General features: G+C 46.1%; 14 protein-coding genes and 1 pseudogene. 1 reads left to right on the plus strand and 14 read right to left on the minus strand.

Features of this window, described 5'->3' with window-relative positions:
* Window positions 1-61: 61 nt before the first annotated feature.
* The 10 genes and pseudogenes from BS614_RS29450 to BS614_RS29500 form a co-directional block, all read right to left on the minus strand.
* Window positions 62-964, minus strand: coding sequence for a carbohydrate ABC transporter permease (locus tag BS614_RS29450; RefSeq protein WP_036606894.1), 903 nt, complete (start codon window positions 962-964; stop codon window positions 62-64).
* 15 nt (window positions 965-979) lie between these two features.
* The gene (locus tag BS614_RS29455) at window positions 980-1,963 is read right to left on the minus strand and encodes an ABC transporter permease (protein ID WP_074096482.1); all 984 of its coding nucleotides are present in this window, start codon (window positions 1,961-1,963) and stop codon (window positions 980-982) included.
* Between the two features lie 278 nt (window positions 1,964-2,241).
* Window positions 2,242-5,151 carry a glycoside hydrolase family 2 protein gene (locus tag BS614_RS29460; protein WP_074096483.1) on the minus strand — a complete coding sequence of 970 codons (2,910 nt, stop codon included), beginning with the start codon at window positions 5,149-5,151 and terminating at the stop codon, window positions 2,242-2,244.
* Window positions 5,152-5,326: 175 nt separating this feature from the next.
* The gene (locus tag BS614_RS29465; protein WP_074096484.1) at window positions 5,327-6,925 is read right to left on the minus strand and encodes a response regulator transcription factor; all 1,599 of its coding nucleotides are present in this window, start codon (window positions 6,923-6,925) and stop codon (window positions 5,327-5,329) included.
* Window positions 6,918-8,707, minus strand: a pseudogene (locus BS614_RS29470) (sensor histidine kinase). The gene BS614_RS29465 and the pseudogene BS614_RS29470 overlap by 8 nt, the downstream one beginning before the upstream one ends.
* Before the next feature lie 326 nt (window positions 8,708-9,033).
* Complete coding sequence (locus tag BS614_RS29475) at window positions 9,034-9,456, minus strand: OsmC family protein (RefSeq protein WP_036606882.1); 423 nt, start codon at window positions 9,454-9,456, stop codon at window positions 9,034-9,036.
* Between the two features lie 278 nt (window positions 9,457-9,734).
* Window positions 9,735-10,481, minus strand: coding sequence for an amino acid ABC transporter ATP-binding protein (locus BS614_RS29485; RefSeq protein ID WP_074096486.1), 747 nt, complete (start codon window positions 10,479-10,481; stop codon window positions 9,735-9,737).
* Window positions 10,482-10,497: 16 nt separating this feature from the next.
* Window positions 10,498-11,142 carry an amino acid ABC transporter permease gene (locus BS614_RS29490; RefSeq protein ID WP_074096487.1) on the minus strand — a complete coding sequence of 215 codons (645 nt, stop codon included), beginning with the start codon at window positions 11,140-11,142 and terminating at the stop codon, window positions 10,498-10,500.
* Window positions 11,143-11,174: 32 nt separating this feature from the next.
* The gene (locus BS614_RS29495) at window positions 11,175-12,026 is read right to left on the minus strand and encodes a substrate-binding periplasmic protein (protein WP_074096488.1); all 852 of its coding nucleotides are present in this window, start codon (window positions 12,024-12,026) and stop codon (window positions 11,175-11,177) included.
* A gap of 114 nt (window positions 12,027-12,140) precedes the next feature.
* Window positions 12,141-12,773 (minus strand): TetR/AcrR family transcriptional regulator, encoded by a 633-nt coding sequence (locus BS614_RS29500; RefSeq protein WP_074096489.1) that lies wholly within the window; start codon window positions 12,771-12,773, stop codon window positions 12,141-12,143.
* A gap of 237 nt (window positions 12,774-13,010) precedes the next feature.
* Here BS614_RS29500 and BS614_RS29505 point away from each other — a divergent pair, with 237 nt between their 5' ends.
* Window positions 13,011-13,796, plus strand: coding sequence for an undecaprenyl-diphosphate phosphatase (locus BS614_RS29505; protein ID WP_047841678.1), 786 nt, complete (start codon window positions 13,011-13,013; stop codon window positions 13,794-13,796).
* A gap of 281 nt (window positions 13,797-14,077) precedes the next feature.
* Here BS614_RS29505 and BS614_RS29510 read toward each other — a convergent pair whose 3' ends face one another.
* From BS614_RS29510 to BS614_RS31895, 4 genes are all read right to left on the minus strand, one after another.
* The gene (locus BS614_RS29510) at window positions 14,078-14,260 is read right to left on the minus strand and encodes a hypothetical protein (RefSeq protein WP_074096490.1); all 183 of its coding nucleotides are present in this window, start codon (window positions 14,258-14,260) and stop codon (window positions 14,078-14,080) included.
* 222 nt (window positions 14,261-14,482) lie between these two features.
* Complete coding sequence (locus tag BS614_RS29515; protein ID WP_017692202.1) at window positions 14,483-14,809, minus strand: thioredoxin family protein; 327 nt, start codon at window positions 14,807-14,809, stop codon at window positions 14,483-14,485.
* 85 nt (window positions 14,810-14,894) lie between these two features.
* Window positions 14,895-15,803 carry an aldo/keto reductase gene (locus tag BS614_RS29520; RefSeq protein WP_074096491.1) on the minus strand — a complete coding sequence of 303 codons (909 nt, stop codon included), beginning with the start codon at window positions 15,801-15,803 and terminating at the stop codon, window positions 14,895-14,897.
* 179 nt (window positions 15,804-15,982) lie between these two features.
* Window positions 15,983-16,156, minus strand: a complete 174-nt coding sequence (locus tag BS614_RS31895) for a hypothetical protein (RefSeq protein ID WP_167544434.1) — start codon at window positions 16,154-16,156, stop codon at window positions 15,983-15,985.
* Window positions 16,157-16,370 lie beyond the last annotated feature (214 nt).

Genomic DNA, 16,370 nt, shown 5'->3' on the forward strand with positions numbered 1-16,370 from the left:
TATCCTGATGCTTCATTTGTAGATGTACGGCCGCTCTATGTGGCAGCCTGTACCCAATTGTTTAACCTTTTACTGCGCCCAGTGTCATACCGCCAACAAAGTACTTCTGAAGGAATGGATATACAATGAGGATTGGAACCGTTACAACGATCGTAATCGCCATTTTGATCGATTCCGGTGAAATCTGTGTCATTTGCTGTGCCATATCATTGGCATTTCGTCCAGCACCTGAGCCCTGCTGTGTACTTTGCAATACTTTCATCAGCTCATATTGGAGCGTGGTCAAATGTGCCTTTGAACCATTATACAGGTACGTATCAAACCACGCATTCCATTGACCTACAGCCAGGAACAATGCGATGGTAGCAAGCACTGGTTTACACAGTGGCAAGATGATTCTGTAATAGATTGTAAAGTCATTCGCTCCGTCCAGCTTCGCGGATTCCTGCAATGAGTATGGCAGGCCATCAATGAATGAACGGATGATGAACACGTTAAATGCACTGATCATGCCAGGCAATACATATACCCAGAATGTACCGATCAGGTTCAAGTCACGCATCAGAATGTACACCGGAATCAGACCACCGGAGAAATACATCGTGAGCGCGAGTGTTGTGGAAACAAATTTTCTAAGTCCAAAATCAGGTCTGCTCAGTGTAAAGGCGATCATGGATGAACTGATCAATCCGAGCACGGTACCTACAAGTGTACGCAGAATGGAGATCTGCAAACCTTGTAACAATCCATCATATTGGAAAATCGTTTTGTAGTTCTGTAATGTGAATTCGCGAGGCCACAAGTAAATTCCGCCACGTACTGTATCTGTCGAGTTATTGAGTGAGATAGCTAGTACGTTAAGGAATGGATAAAGTGTTACAACCAGCACCATGGTCATCGCGAGGATGTTGAATATATCGAACAGTTTATCGCCCCGAGTAGCATTGAATGCTTTGTTCGCCATAATGTCGTCCCCTCCCTACATGATGCTTTCTTTTGTGAATTTTTTGAACAAGCCGTTTGCAGTAAACAGAAGGATGATACTGACAACGGAGTTGAATATACCTATGGCTGTACCATACGAGAATCGTCCCATATTCAAACCATAATTGAGCGCGTATAGATCAAGTACTTCCGAGTAGTCTGTGACCAGACTGTTGCCAAGCAAGAACTGCTTCTCGAAACCGATACTGATCAGATGCCCAATCGACATGATGAAAAGTACAGAAATCGTGGTCCGTATGCCAGGCAGCGTAATATGCCACATCTGTCTCCAGCGGTTGGCTCCATCTACACGGGAAGCTTCATACAGCTCATTGTCGATACCTGTAATCGCCGCCAGATAGATGATGGCATTCCAACCGGTTTCTTTCCACATATCTGAAGCGGTTACAATGTACCAGAACAAGTTCCCCTTGGCCATGAATTGGATCGGCTGATCGATAATGTTCAGTCCTACCAATAGATCATTGATAATCCCTCCATCGGTGGAGAGCATCTTCGTAATGATCCCGGCTACAACAACCCAGGATACAAAGTGAGGCAGATATGATACCGTTTGCACGGCACGTTTGAAGAACATGCCTCTCATTTCATTCAGGAGAATAGCGAAGAATATCGGTACGATAAAACCGACAACTAGTCCCATCAAGCTCATTGCAAGCGTATTACGAAGTACCAGATAGAAACGATCATCACTGAACAGCTCTACAAAGTGTTTAAAACCAACCCACTCTTGATCACCAAATGATCTGGCAGGTTTATAATTTTGGAAAGCCATCGTCCATCCCCATAGTGGCAGATAGTTAAATACGAAAACCCAAGCTACGAATGGCAATGACATGAGATAGAGATATTTCTGCTGTTTCATTCTGTCCCAAATTCCGTTCCGCCGATTCTTTAAAGGCGGTTTGGGGTCACTGCTTCTGTTCGCGGAAGCGGAATTTTTTGTTAGCGTTTCCATCTCCGTTCCCCCTCCTCTGTTTTATAAAATAATCATACTCGATAGAGCGTTTTCAAAATACCATCTGGATTTTAGAGAAAATCATATAAAAATTAGATATAGACATATATAATCAGACATTAATTCGTTAAAATCAGTGATAAATTCAACTTTTAAATGATATAAAAGTAATATTAAGGTAAAATACTATCTAAAGTGGTAGATATAGAAAACGTTTTATAGTAATCGTTTACTTCAATTACATGGCATACAAAAAGGACCCTTTCGGGTCCCTCAGATTACAATGTAAATTGAATGGTTTGCAGTTTAACGATGCCGAGTAATTGTGCTACGGATATGGAGGTTGCTGGACGGAATTGATCTCCATTCAGATACGCAAGTATCTCCTGAAATAAGTAGGCGGCTTCCGGACGCTTCATTACAGCCAGATTGGCAAACGGAAGTGAGGATATCAAAATCTTGCCCTTCCCTACTTTTGCCTCAAAGGCATAAGCGAGTCGTTTGGCCCGATGGAAATGGTCCACCACTTCGATCAGCGGCTCCACCCCGGGCAACGTATCCAAACATATCGCTGGTGTACCGTTCACCAAGTGATACCAATGCCAGTCCGAAGCCCCATCATGCGGGAAGGAGCCTAGTAGTGCTGGCCGATCTCTCAAATATATGCCCATCGTTGCACCAGGCTGTGTAGCAAACATCAGGTAATTCCAGAATACAGGCAGATACTTGGTCTCCACTGAATCATATAACCCTTCTGCGGTTGGCTGTAGCCAAACACTCCCCCCGTTGACCACATAATCAACGACATTGGGTGTTAACGACTGAACGATAACCAAGTCAATCTCCCGATTTTTCAACAACTGGAATCCATCGATGCGATCTACGCAATCATCATGCGCTTCACCCAATAATGGCTTCAACTCTGCCACGGTATTCCAGAACCGATTCGAACCCGGATGAGACTGATAAAAAGGAAACGACCAGCCATGCCATACATTCGCTACAGTTCTTTCCGAATCGCCTGATATCAGCTCCGCTTCGATCCGAAAAGATGCTGCCCCTTCATGAGGAGCGGTAGCGACGATGCTTCCCAGTGACATGACAGACCCACATTGGATATCTCCTGTCTTCCATGCCCCTTCAGTAAGCATCACATCATCGCTTATTAACCTCCACTGAATGACCGTGTCCTCAAGCGGCTCCTTACCGTAGTGAGAGATGCGTACATCGACATGAATGGGTTCTCCGGCGTAAAATGTACGCTCCTTGCAGCTTAACAACAGCACCACATCTGCGTTGAACCACATGAATTCTTCAGGTGTTGTAATGCCTTTGTCGTCCCAAAATACATCCAGAATGCCCGTCGTAGCATGTCCCTGCCCTGGAAAATCGCGAATGTCCAGAAGCTGTACACCCGCAGCGTCCGGTGTTCGCCGAATTCGCTCCATGGCTTCTTTTAAGGAACGTACCAGATGGGTACCACTGACCTGTTGAAAATGCTCTAGGTCCTCGATCATGCCTTTGTTTGTTAACGATTCTTCAATCGGCCCTAACCAGCTAGGACGCAATACGCCAGTATACTTGGCTCGCTCTTGGGGCCGCACATACATGGTGTACTGTGCATGTTCGTGCCCAATGACGGGATGCTCCGCAAGCCGGGTGACTGCATGGTAGTCCAGCGTGGTATCCGGCACAGCAGAATATGCGGATTCCAACGGGGGATGCCAGTTCAACGACTGAATATAATAATCACCTTCCCGCCCTTGCGCCGGAAGCTGTCCAAAACCTGTATTGTCCGTATATAAGCGAGTGGGGTCTGTATCCCTTGCCCTCGATACCAGTGCATTGAGTTCAGGATGGCCATTCGGACCAAGGAGTTCATTCCCCATGGAGAACATGACGAATGAAGGATGTCTATGCAGCGACTGAAGCAACCCGTCCAGTTCTTGTGTCAGATAAGTCAATACTTCAGCTGGCGCAGACTGATCCGATTGTTCAAAGAAACGAGACCAATGGGGAAGTTCTGCTTGCACCAGCATGCCCTCTTCATCAGCTGCGTCCCAGAATGGTTCTGGCGCGCTCCACCCATGCAGTCGGACATGATTGAAGCCATACGATCTGGCCACTCGAAACTGCTGAAGATAATGCTCCTTGTCCCATACGGGATAACCCGTCAGTGGAAAGATACAGCAATCGACGTACCCACGCAGATATACTGGTATCCCATTCAGTTCAAGCTGCTTCCCGTTTGTTGCAAAGGAACGTACACCAAACGATTGCTCCAGCCGATCCAGTTCCTGTTCACCGTCATGCAGACGGATCACTGCCTTGTATAATTCAGGGGATTCATCCGACCATCTTGCGATAGACTTCTCGGTTCCAAGTTCCAATCGCCACTGATCTATTACAACGTTACTTTCAGTTAAACCTGATGAGCTTATATCCAAATGTGATGGATCACTCAGATTCACATTACAACTATATCGATCAAGCCATGTGCCCTCCGGATGCTGGATATCCACATGTAATTGGATCGATCTAGCCGATTCATTTGAGGGAGCGCTTACAGTACAATCAACCAGAATGGTTCCGTTCTCAGCATCTGGTTGAATACGTAACGTCTGTAATCGGCATGGGGGCAGACTGTCCAGATAAACACCACCCGTGATTCCACCCCAGGCTGTGGCCGTATGCAATGAATGAATATGGCTACCCGCCAGCGGAAGTTTCATCGTATTATCCACGCGGATCTCCACACGATTCAATTCTCCCTGCTTCACCAGAGAGGTAACATCACACTTCTGTTGATTCACCAGACTATCCTGCTGCCCGGCATACTGTCCATTGATCCAGAGATTCGTTGTCCATCGGACACCTTCCAATCTGAATACATAGTGGCATCCGGGATCGTCTGATGGAACATGCACATCCTGAGCATACCAGGCTGAGCCTTCATACTCGCGTACCTTGGTCCAGGTATCGAGCCTTTCGTATTCAGGCTCATCTCCGTATCCTTGCTCTTCCCATGAACCGGGAATTTGAATGGTCTCCCATGATGTATTTTCACACTGTGATGGCGGTAATATCTCTTGTTCAACGAGTTCATCGGACTCCCGATCCAAACGAAACTGCCATGTTCCATTTAAGTTCAATGTATGACGTACAGCACTTGTATCAGGCAAATTCATATCGTATAGCCATCCCTTCATCTGGATTCTTGTAAATCCAGTCTAAGATGTGAAGCATCCCGTGACCATTGCTTATCATGGGAAGTGCATGGACAATATGATGAATATGGAAATTTCTCAGAAATATCGAAAACGTTTTATACAATAGGCAAGGGCAATGCCCAGCGCTCCGTACTTATTCCTCGTTTGTATCCGTAGCCGTTCCTTTCAACGTTGATTGGGTTCTGGCCTGTTTGTAAGCGGAAGGGGATTCCCCTACATATTTCTTGAACTTACCGTGGAAGTAGTCCACATTTGCATACCCCACTCTAGCCGCGACCTGATGGACCTTCAGTCCTTCATCCAGCAATTCCTTGGCTTTTTCCATACGAACCTTGTCCAGAAATGCATTGAAATACTCTCCAGTATGATTCTTGAACAACTTACCCAAGTAACTGCTGTTATAGTTAAACACTTCAGCAAGTACTTCGAGTTTGAGATTTTCGCCAGGGTTACGCTGGATAAATTCAATCATCTGTTTCAATACAGTATCTTTGCTTCCCCCACCCATACGTTGAATAAGTCGATTCAAATGTTCCGATGCCATGACTTTGAGATCAGACATCGTAAATTGATGATAGACTTCATTAATCAGAACCGAATGTTCCTGCATAATGGAGTGCATATGTTGATTCGTCGCTGCAAGTTTGTTGAACGCCAGGGAAAACACCTGTGAGAACGCCGTCTTAATCGCTTGCTCTGTTCGGTGATATGGAACCAGGCGCTCTTCCATCTCACCCAGCACCCGCATAACGGACTCACTACTGCGGATGTCTAACGCATAATACAGCTTGTCCGCGAGTTCGTCCTCAACTGGCTCATGTGCTCCGTCCACAGCTTCAACTTCTGGTTTAACAACGCTTTGGCCTTCGCTGCCTTCAGTCCACAGAATGATGCGTTGCTCCGTGAACAAGAAGCGTTCCCCGAGTAAACGATTTGCCTGCGTGTATGACTGCGCAATTTCAGAAGTGGAATGTACGGGTTCTCCTGCAGCACCATACATGTGAACCTCCCATTCTCCTAGCAGTCCTTCCAGCTCATCATACAGATTTCTTGCAGATGACTCGGATGTGATTATTTCCTTACTTAACAGCCCCAGACCGGAATGGAACGAGAATACAATACCTCGGTCTTTATGGTCAAATGCTTCAATCAGTTTGCGTTTCATAACACTTCCCCGTTGCAGGTCGGGGGTTACATGCATCTCAAGCAGCACAATCTGATAGTGAGGCCAATGCAGCCCCAGACTATCTTCTTCCATGCTGCCCGCACCCTCCAGACTGTCAAAGAGCAAAGCCTCGATCTGATGCTCCCGAAAGACGATATCTTCACCAGCATGACGTGCCATTGTCTCCCGTTCACGGGTCAGGATTGTAGCAATACGCTCCAGTTCACCAATAATCTCTTCTTCATCCACCGGTTTGAGCAGATAACCATCCACACCAAAACTGATGGCTTTTTTGGCATAATCAAAATCCGCGTAACCACTCAATATCAAAAAGTGCGAATCCGGATGATTCCGGCGCACTTCTTCAATCACATCCAGCCCGGTCATACCGGGCATGCGAATATCAATAATCGTCAGATCAGGCTCCAATTCCTCAAACCGGGAGATGGCCTCACGCCCGCTGGCAGCTGTAGCGATAACCTGGAATCCGTATTTTCCCCACTCGATAATGGTTGTCAGTCCCTCACGTATGCTCGGTTCGTCATCCACCAAAAACACTTTATACATGTTGGTCCCCTCCTGCTGGCAAAGTGAAAGAAACCTCTGTTCCTTCCCCATATACACTCTTAATCTGTATTCCATATGGCTCGCCGTACGTCAGTGTTAAGCGTTGATGTACATTACGCATGCCGATCCGACTCTTCTCCTGTTCCTCCGGTCCACAGATAAACTGCATCACCTCAGCCAGTCGTTCTGGCGTTATGCCTGCACCATTGTCATCCACACGGATCTGCACAATGTTCTCTACTAAACGAATACTTATATGAACACGGACTGTGCCCTCTTTGTTCTCCAGACCATGGACAATCGCATTCTCAACCAAAGGTTGAATAATTAGAGGCGGAATGTACATCTTCTCCACCTCAGGATCGATATGGATCTGGAATGCAAGGCGGTCGCCGTAACGAAATTTCTGAATTTCCAAATAGGAACGTACCATTTCAAGTTCAGCCCGGAAGGTTGTTTTTCCACTGCCAATCTCCAGACTCTTGCGCATTAGCTTGCCCAACAGCCTGACGATGTTGGCAATCTCTGCTTCTCCCTTGATATGCGCTTTCATCCGAATGGACTCCAGTGCATTAAACAAGAAATGTGGATTGATCTGGCTCGCCATCATTTTCAGTTTAATCTCTTTTTGGGCGATTTCCAATTGATTGTTCTGTTCGGTCGCTTCTACCACCTGCGTCATGAGTTCATTGATACTTTTCACCATATAGTTGAACTGTCGTGACAGTTGCCCAATCTCATCGTTTCCATCAATCCGCGAAGTCACGTTCAGGTCTCCTAATGCCAGCTTGTTGAGATGTTTACTCAGCCGGAGCAATCGGTTCGAAGTGAGGAACGAGATGATATATACGAATAATAGGGCGATAACCAGCACAAGGATAATGAAAATCATGCCAATCATGCTGACCGTGTTGGCGTCTTTGACGATATTTTTGGTGGCAAAAACCGAAATCACCTTCAGGCTGTTCATACTCGATCCAGGGCCCAGCTCATCAATAACAATGTTGGATGGCTCCCCCGAAAATCACCCTCTATGGTGCCTTTTGCCTGATTCTGCAGATCGACGCCAAAATCAAGCTCATCCAGCGTTTTACCCACCAGCTCGGTATTCTTGGCTGCAACCACATACCCCTGCTCGTCCGTAATCATCGTCTCGAACTGTTCCTGACGCAACAATCCATTCAGCTCATCCTGATTGATCACAATCATCAACACGCCCTCGGTCCGATACTCGGCAAAAGGTACTTTGCGCACCAGGCTGAGCTTGTGTACAGGATTATCTTCCTTGTCCGGAATGTAGAACCACCCGATGCTGGTTGTTTTCAGTGCCTGTTGGTACCAGTAACTCTCTTCCGTCTGCTTATCTACCGGGATGAATTCGAGGTTGTTGATCAATGTTGGGTTAGTTGAGTAAAAACGAATGCCCGCTATCTCACGGTACAAACGCCTGTACTCCTGAAAGTCTTTGTATGCAAGATACGCTGAGGTTAACTCTACAACGCTCTTGTACCGTTTATTCACGATCTCCTTGAGATCCGCATTAAACATTAAAAGATTGGATATATCGGTTGGTACACGCAGCATGGTTGCCGTCTGGCTCTTAATCTTGTCCACATTGATGATTGTCTGTCCTATCGCGTTGTCCAGGGCTTGCTGGCGAAAATAACTGGTCACAGCAAGACCAACAATCAGGACCGGAATCATGACAACTAGTACATAGGAAATGAGCAATTTATGCTTTAATTTGAGATTATTAGTGGTTCGTATCAACCTTTTCAACATGTCTGCACCTTCCGTCATCTGTATAAGCGCTTACATATAAACAGCAGGATCAGGATGTTCTGTCCTCAGAATTAATCATACCACATAACCGTCAGAATTCGGATTGTCATTGCAATGGGTACTATATTGCCAGGCCGTAAGCCAACCTACCTCTAGTAAAAGAGGCCGCCATTAACATGGCGACTGGGCTTACCGAATTATTTTCTACTGATAGAAGTTTAGTGACTCCTAGATGGGCGAAATCCCTGTTGAAGTGTTAGAAAAGCCAAAAAAGGCACTCCCGCGATTGGAAGTGCCTGCTTAGTATAGAATCTGTTCGTGTGTTATTAAGGACGAGGTGTACTTACCCCATTGAGGATCAGTTTAGGATGAATATCGGCGCTCAGCGAAGCGGAAACTGCACAATATTTTTCCTCAGCCATTTGGATGGCTTTCCAGATACGATAATCCGGGATATCCCCATCGACTTTGAAGATCAGATCAATGGATGTGAACCCTTTAGGCATCTCTTCACTACGTGTGCCTTGTGCTTCAATCTCAATCGACTCAATTTTGTCCAGGAAAGCGTCCAGAATCATCGTAATATCGATTCCCATACAGCCCCCGAGACCAGCCAGTAACAATTCCATCGGGGTAGCTCCCTTGCTGTCACCACCATAAGCAGCAGTGGCATCCATGCCAACCGCGTAGCCAGAGGGTCCTTCGGAAGTAAACGCGCGTTTGCCTTTCCATACGGTTGTTACATTCATGATGTTATCCTTCTTTCTTACAATAGTTTAAGTTCAAGCGAAAAAGGTTTGCACTTGCCACTCCGATGACAGAATAACCTTCCGATCGCTGTTATCCCCAGATTTTTTTGATTCCCTTCTTCAAGGGGAAAATCAGGGGATAAAGGCGCACGCTCCGCTTCTTCAGGTTTCTTCTGTCCTCTCCGTTCTTGTGCAAAAAGTTTAGTTGAACTGATATCGTTCATGACCTTAAATACCCGCTCCGAGTACGTTCGTTCTTCCGATCACTGTTATCTTTATCAAAATTCAGTAATCTGTTGCAAGAAACGACGCGTGCGCTCTTGCTTCGGTTGTTCAAAGAAGGCCTGTGGACTTGCTTCTTCCACAATTGAGCCGTCCGCCATAAAGACGATTTTGTTCGCCACATTACGGGCAAACTTCAATTCATGCGTCACAACCAGCATCGTCATACCTTCCTCTGCAAGCTCCTTCATGACGGAAAGTACCTCTCCGACCAGTTCAGGGTCAAGAGCTGAAGTGGGCTCATCAAACAGCATCACTTCCGGCTCCATTGCAAGTGCACGTGCAATGGCGACCCGTTGCTGTTGTCCACCGGACAATCGGGATGGATACGCATCCTGCTTGTCCGACAAGCCGACCCGATCCAGAAGAATCCGGCCGCGTTCAGCCGCTTCGTCACGTTTGATTTTTTTCACCGTCATGAGACCTTCCATCACATTACCCAGCACTGTCTTGTGCGGATACAGATTGAATTGCTGGAAGACCATGCCGGTCTGGCGACGAATCTCCAGTACCCGGGCACGCTGGACTCGCAGCGGATCTGCGCTGTTAACCACAATGCCGTTCACTTCAATCTGTCCTCCGGACAACTCTTCCAGTCCATTCAGGCAGCGTAGCAAGGTACTCTTGCCGGAACCACTTGGGCCAAGCAACACAACAATATCTTTGGCATCGACATGAAGATCGATGTTCGTAAGTACTTCATTTTTCTGAAAACGTTTGGTAAGTCCAGTTGTTGTAATCATCGGTTCTCTCCTCCCATCAGTAAGCCCGGGCCAACCGGCGCTCCACTTGTTCCAGAATGGCCGAGAAGCCGATACTCATAATCCAGTAGATCACACCAATAGCCAGATAAAAAGGCATATTCAATGCATATTGCGATACCAGCAGTTGTGCTGAACGCAACAACTCGGTAACACCAATCGCCGCCACAAGTGAAGTTTCCTTCAACATGCCAATAAAGGTGTTCCCCATCGGCGGGATGGCAATGCGCACAGCCTGCGGGAAGATAATCCGTCTCATTGCTTGAGCCGGGGTCATTCCCGTTGCATATGAAGCTTCTGTCTGTCCTTTTGGTACAGCCTGAATAGCTCCACGGAAGGTCTCTGAGAGAAATGCACCTGCATTCAGACTCAGTCCCAGACATGCAGCCGTGAGTGATCCCAAGGTCACTCCATAATCGACCAATCCGTAATAAATGACGAATAATTGCACCAGCAGCGGGGTTCCCCGCATGATGGATACATAAAACCTTGCGATCAACCTAAGCCACATCGGTCCCTTCAAACGAGCAATCGCAACAAGCACCCCGATGATGAACGCAAAAAACATGGAGATCACAGTTACATACAGCGTATAATAAGCCCCCTTCAGAAAGAAGGGGATATTCTCAAATACCAGTTCCATGGGTCAAATCTTCCCTTCGCCTTGCAGGTTCATTATTGCGCAGGCTCTTCACCAAACCATTTTTTGAAAATGGTATTGTACGTGCCATCATCTTTCATGCCTTTGAGAGCATCATTCAGTGCTGCTACAAGTTCCGGATTGTCTTTGCGAACAGCAATACCTGCCTGGTCACTCTTAATAGCTTCACCTACAGCTTTGATATTCAATCCGTTGGCATCCACAATCGGTTTCAGAGCGTACATATTGTTGATTGTTGCGTCAATCCGTCCAGCATTCAGATCTTTGAGTGAAGAGATGACATCGTCATAGGTTTTGATCGTGAAGTCTCCCACTTTTGGCAACACTTCATTACGCAGATATGATTCATCATTCGTACCCAGACCTACGCCAATCGTTTTACCTTTGAAATCTTCCAGCTTGGTAATATCGTTATTGTCTTCTTTTACAATAATTTTAACTTGGTTCGTGATATACGGATCACTGAAATCCAGTACTTTCTTACGATCATCGGTAATCGTCATCTGGCTGATAATGGCATCAAGCTTCTTCGCTTGCAGACTTGGTGTCAGACCGGAGAACTCCTGGGATACAAATTCAACCTCAACCCCAAGACGCTTCGCAACTTCACGTGCGATATCGGCATCGTAGCCGTCCATTTCTTTCTTATCGTTCAGGAAGTTGTACGGTGCGTATGTGCCCATCATGCCCACTTTGATAACGCCAGCAGACTTGATCTGCTCCAGTTCATTGCTTGCCTGTGCACCATTTGTACTTCCATTGTCTGTTGCTTTACTTCCACAAGCACTAAGTACCAGCACGGTCATCAGCAGAATTGCTGTCAAAGACCAGCCTTTACGAGTTTTCGATCCATATGTTTTGTTCATTACGTTAACTTCCTCTCAGTCGTGTATTAATCTAGGTGTACATTTGGTTACTTTATTGTGACTAAACCGCAGTTGTACCCATTATTCCCTGCTATTTGTTTAATCATGTGAATCTTATGTGCCTAGGAGTCCGTAAAACTCAAAGCTTGCTGCCTCAGCTGCCAGCGATGAAGCTGTCATAGCTGAGAACTTGCTGTGTAACTTATCGGAACCGAACAACCAGCGTGATATCATGCCTTCAATCATGCTTACCAGTAGTGCTGCTCGAAGCGGTACATCCATGCCCTTAGGCAACATGCCGAGTTCGATGGCACGTTCCATATTGTGACGAAACGCAGTTTCGACAGCATTACGTGTCTCCTCGACCAGGCGTTGTACGGATTCTTCCGTCACGATGCCTTTGAGTAACAGTTCCATAAAATAACGATTCTGCGCGGCAAACAAAAACAAGTCAGTGAACAGCCTTTCCGATGCTTTCACCATATCTTCTACCGATCCGGCATCCTTGCGGTACCCTTGTCCGATCGCCTCAAGCAACTTCTCCTTGCCCGTTAAGACAATCTCTGAAGCAATGGCTTCTTTACTCTTGAAGTGCCAGTAGAATGTCCCTTGCGCCACACCAGCCTCGCGGACGATATCGGAAATTTTCGTCTGATGGTAACCTTGGGTTGCAAAACGCTCCATCGCTATGCGTATTATTTGGTCCCGGCGTTCTTCACCGGGTTCCAAACCGTTAATTTTGGTCATCCATGTAACCCTCCCGATTGATCAGTCAGTCAGTTAAGTTATATCCTATGGGATAACTAGGTTTTTGTCAATATAGTTTTAAACAAATGGTTACAAGCATAAGTTGAAGTTGAGTGCATTTGTGATCATAATAGGTGATAGCCTGTTCAAATGAACAGGCATGGTCAAGCAGGACAGCCTGTGCTGTCACCTGCATTTCAAGGAGGAAGAGAATTGGACATTATATCATCCATTATTATGGGCATCATCGAAGGTTTGACTGAGTTTTTGCCCGTGTCCTCTACTGGACACATGATTCTGACTGCCCACTTGCTGGGTTTATCGGAGGACAACGAGTCAGTCAAAACATTTGAGGTGGTTGTTCAACTCGGAGCTGTACTTGCTGTTGTTGTACTGTACTGGAACAAATTCATTGATATGTTCCGCTTCACCGGAGGGAGCAGACCTTACTCCCGCCGCCTCAATCTGGGACATATCTTCCTGGCGATGGTTCCTGCCGTAGTCATCGGACTTGTATTCCGCGACTGGATCAAGGCACATTTGTTTGGTCCGGAAACAGTGCTGTACAGCCTCGTTATAGGTGGTATATTGATGATCGTGGCCGAACGCTGGAGCCGGAAGAGTGGGCGGATTACTACCCATGATGTCGATGATATTTCCTACAAACAGGCATTCGCGGTGGGTATATTTCAGATCTTGGCATTGTGGCCAGGCTTCTCCCGTTCTGGGTCCACGATCTCAGGCGGTCTCTTTGCAGGGGTAAGCCGTGTAGCCGCTGCGGAGTTCACATTCCTTGTGTCTGTGCCAATTATGATTGGTGCTACGGGATATGACCTGTACAAAAGTATCGATCACCTGAACGGCAGTGATTTCCCAATCTTTGCGATTGGATTCATCGCTGCTTTCATCGTCGCCATGCTTGCGATCAAGACGTTCCTGTCCATTTTGAAAAAATTGAGTCTGACCGTCTTTGCTGTGTATCGCTTTGTCTTGGCAGCCGTGTTCTTTATTATTTTGATGTAATCATTACAATTCAAGTAATTAGACAGGCAAAATCAATGGCGGCCTCACGTTCCCATGGGAAGCGAGGCCGCCATATTTTATATTGCTATACTTCCGTTACTTCATGTTTCTGTTGCTTCACGATTCTGTTACTGCTCCAGAGACAGGAACATCCGTAATTAGAAGAAGTCTGATTCTTCATTACTTCCTTCTTTAGTGGGTTGGATCATTGGTGATGCCGACTAGGTTTACTATGTATCTTGGACAAGCATATTTATGTTCACTTCAGAAAAACAGTTTGACTAGTACCACTCTTTTACTTGAATGTTCCGGTGTTTCTTTCGACTCTTTAATCTCTCACGCAGATTATATCTATTCTCCTTTTGTTCCTGCAGCAATTGCTTCACCCCGATCATCAACAATCGGTATCTTCGGTCATCATTGTGACTTAATTGGTGCATTTCTTCAAAAATTTCATTCTTCATACGGATCTTGTTCACTCCAAATATTCAGTTTGTTCTCACAGTATACATGGGAGCACTGAACAAATTCTAAACAAGCGTTGTTTCTCAACTTCAGTTATTCGAATGCACATTTGAATGCACATCATGCGTGCTGGAATGAAGCAGAAAAACCCCTTCCTGTCGCAGGACAAGAAGAGGTCTCCTTAGCTAAATTAATTAGACAAACTGCTGAGTCTCGTACGCTTAAACTTTGGATTCAAGCGTCTCCAGATACTCGGAGATTTGAGCAGGTGTTTTAGCCCATTTGCTATGCAGATGTGCGATTTTCTTGCCGTTCTGGAAGACGAGCAGGCTTGGAATGCCGCGTACACCATTCTCTTCGGCAAACGGCTGGAACTTTTCTGCATCCAGAGCATAGAAGGTTTTGTCCGTATGTTGGTCGATAACATCCCCGATAAAACGATCCAGGTTTTTGCAATCCGGACACCAGGTTGTATCAAATTTAATGACGGTAAAACCATCAGAGTTAATTGTATCCAAATATTGCTGTTCACTTTGAATTCTTTCCATATGTCTTCTCTCCCTTATATGTTCCTTTTTTGGCTGATCTTCATTGTACCTCGTATAGTTACAATTGAAAATAGGCTTAATGGAGTTAACGATGCTGCTTGTACAGATTAGCGGGACTGAGCTCTCGTATTTCCTGAATTTCCGCAGCGGTGAGCGCAGGCGAATTCGAAGCGGCAATATTATGCAGCAACTGTTCTCTTGAGCTGGCACCAGGGACAACTGCTGCTACGGCAGGATGGGATAACGCGTAGCGAATAGCTGTCTGAGCCATGCTCCGTTGGTCCGTAACAAGACGACTTAGCCCTTGCCGAATGGTATATAGTTGCTCTGGCGTGTAGTCTAGATAACCTTTGTCTACCTTGGCAGATCCGGAATCGGCAAGCACACCGCTAGCTACGGGCCCACGGGCAATTACGCTGATCCCCTTTTGTTCCAATAAAGGCAGCACTTCTTCTTCCGCTCTGCGGTCAGCTATGCTGTACTGGTTCATCACACTGACGATGGATGCCCTCTTTACATACTCCCGAATCACATTGGGACGAATGGAGGAAATTCCGTAATATCGGATAAGTCCTTCCTTCTTCAGTTCCTCAAATGCTTCGATCGTCTCTTCGATGGGGTCGTCCAAGGTCCCGCCATGCAGCTGATACAGATCGATGTAATCGGTCTGCAGACGCTTCAGACTTTCATGTACAGCCTGCTTAATGTAGGCTTTGGACGGGTCCCATGACCAGCCCTCTTTGCCGGGGATACGACGATTACCTACTTTGGTCGCCACAATGACTTGGTCCCGACGTCCTTTAATAGCTTGTCCTACAATCTCTTCATTACGCCCTGCGTCGTACAGATCGGCTGTATCCAGCAGATTGACCCCATGATCTAGAGCCTCATGAATCAGGCCCATAGCGTGCTCCATTTCAGTTCCAAGTGACATACATCCCAGCCCAATCTCAGACACCATCAGTTCGGATGTACCCAGACGATTTTTCTTCATATGTGCATCTCCCTCCATACGTTCTGCAAGTATCCATTGTATCATTCTTGCTGGCAAAAATCGCATTACACACAAAAGCAAGGAATTGCTTTTAATTGCACAAAAAAACCTGGAACGACTTCATCTCCAGGTTTCTCATGATCATCATTTTAATTCAACGATAAACGAACTAACGCAATCTATTTCACTTCCACGCGTGGTCTGGTTTTACTTGTTCCATTGGACGACGAATTGGAGTTTTTCATCATACCCGAGACAGTGCTAAACAGCTTATCTCTTGCTTGTTTGTTCCTCATCAGATAAGTCACACCTGCGCCGATAGCCGTCATGAGTATTCCTCTTCTTTTAGACATGTGCTTCTCCTCCTTCAGGATAAATGTACATCGTGTCTTGTTTGACAATTACCCTGTGAGAGCAAAACGAAACGTAGTACAGGCTTGATCGCAGAAAAAAAGGATGACCTCCGAATTAAAATTCAGTGGTCATCTTTCACTCGTACTCGTCCAGTTGAAACATTAACCGAACGAGATAAATCATACAAGCTTTCGTACAATCAAGACAAACGTC

This window comes from Paenibacillus xylanexedens, assembly GCF_001908275.1.
In the GTDB taxonomy this organism is placed as follows: Bacteria; Bacillota; Bacilli; order Paenibacillales; family Paenibacillaceae; genus Paenibacillus; species Paenibacillus xylanexedens_A.

Bases quoted from the DNA above. Each gene is read 5' to 3' on its own strand.
- BS614_RS31895 (WP_167544434.1), bottom strand. From the start codon at position 16,156: ATGTCTAAAAGAAGAGGAATACTCATGACGGCTATCGGCGCAGGTGTG.
- BS614_RS29510 (WP_074096490.1), bottom strand. From the start codon at position 14,260: ATGAAGAATGAAATTTTTGAAGAAATGCACCAATTAAGTCACAATGAT.
- BS614_RS29505 (WP_047841678.1), top strand. From the start codon at position 13,011: ATGGGCATCATCGAAGGTTTGACTGAGTTTTTGCCCGTGTCCTCTACT.
- BS614_RS29515 (WP_017692202.1), bottom strand. From the start codon at position 14,809: ATGGAAAGAATTCAAAGTGAACAGCAATATTTGGATACAATTAACTCT.
- BS614_RS29465 (WP_074096484.1), bottom strand. From the start codon at position 6,925: ATGTATAAAGTGTTTTTGGTGGATGACGAACCGAGCATACGTGAGGGA.
- BS614_RS29455 (WP_074096482.1), bottom strand. From the start codon at position 1,963: ATGGAAACGCTAACAAAAAATTCCGCTTCCGCGAACAGAAGCAGTGAC.
- BS614_RS29450 (WP_036606894.1), bottom strand. From the start codon at position 964: ATGGCGAACAAAGCATTCAATGCTACTCGGGGCGATAAACTGTTCGAT.
- BS614_RS29475 (WP_036606882.1), bottom strand. From the start codon at position 9,456: ATGAATGTAACAACCGTATGGAAAGGCAAACGCGCGTTTACTTCCGAA.
- BS614_RS29500 (WP_074096489.1), bottom strand. From the start codon at position 12,773: ATGACCAAAATTAACGGTTTGGAACCCGGTGAAGAACGCCGGGACCAA.
- BS614_RS29490 (WP_074096487.1), bottom strand. From the start codon at position 11,142: ATGGAACTGGTATTTGAGAATATCCCCTTCTTTCTGAAGGGGGCTTAT.
- BS614_RS29520 (WP_074096491.1), bottom strand. From the start codon at position 15,803: ATGAAGAAAAATCGTCTGGGTACATCCGAACTGATGGTGTCTGAGATT.
- BS614_RS29485 (WP_074096486.1), bottom strand. From the start codon at position 10,481: ATGATTACAACAACTGGACTTACCAAACGTTTTCAGAAAAATGAAGTA.
- BS614_RS29460 (WP_074096483.1), bottom strand. From the start codon at position 5,151: ATGAATTTGCCTGATACAAGTGCTGTACGTCATACATTGAACTTAAAT.
- BS614_RS29495 (WP_074096488.1), bottom strand. From the start codon at position 12,026: ATGAACAAAACATATGGATCGAAAACTCGTAAAGGCTGGTCTTTGACA.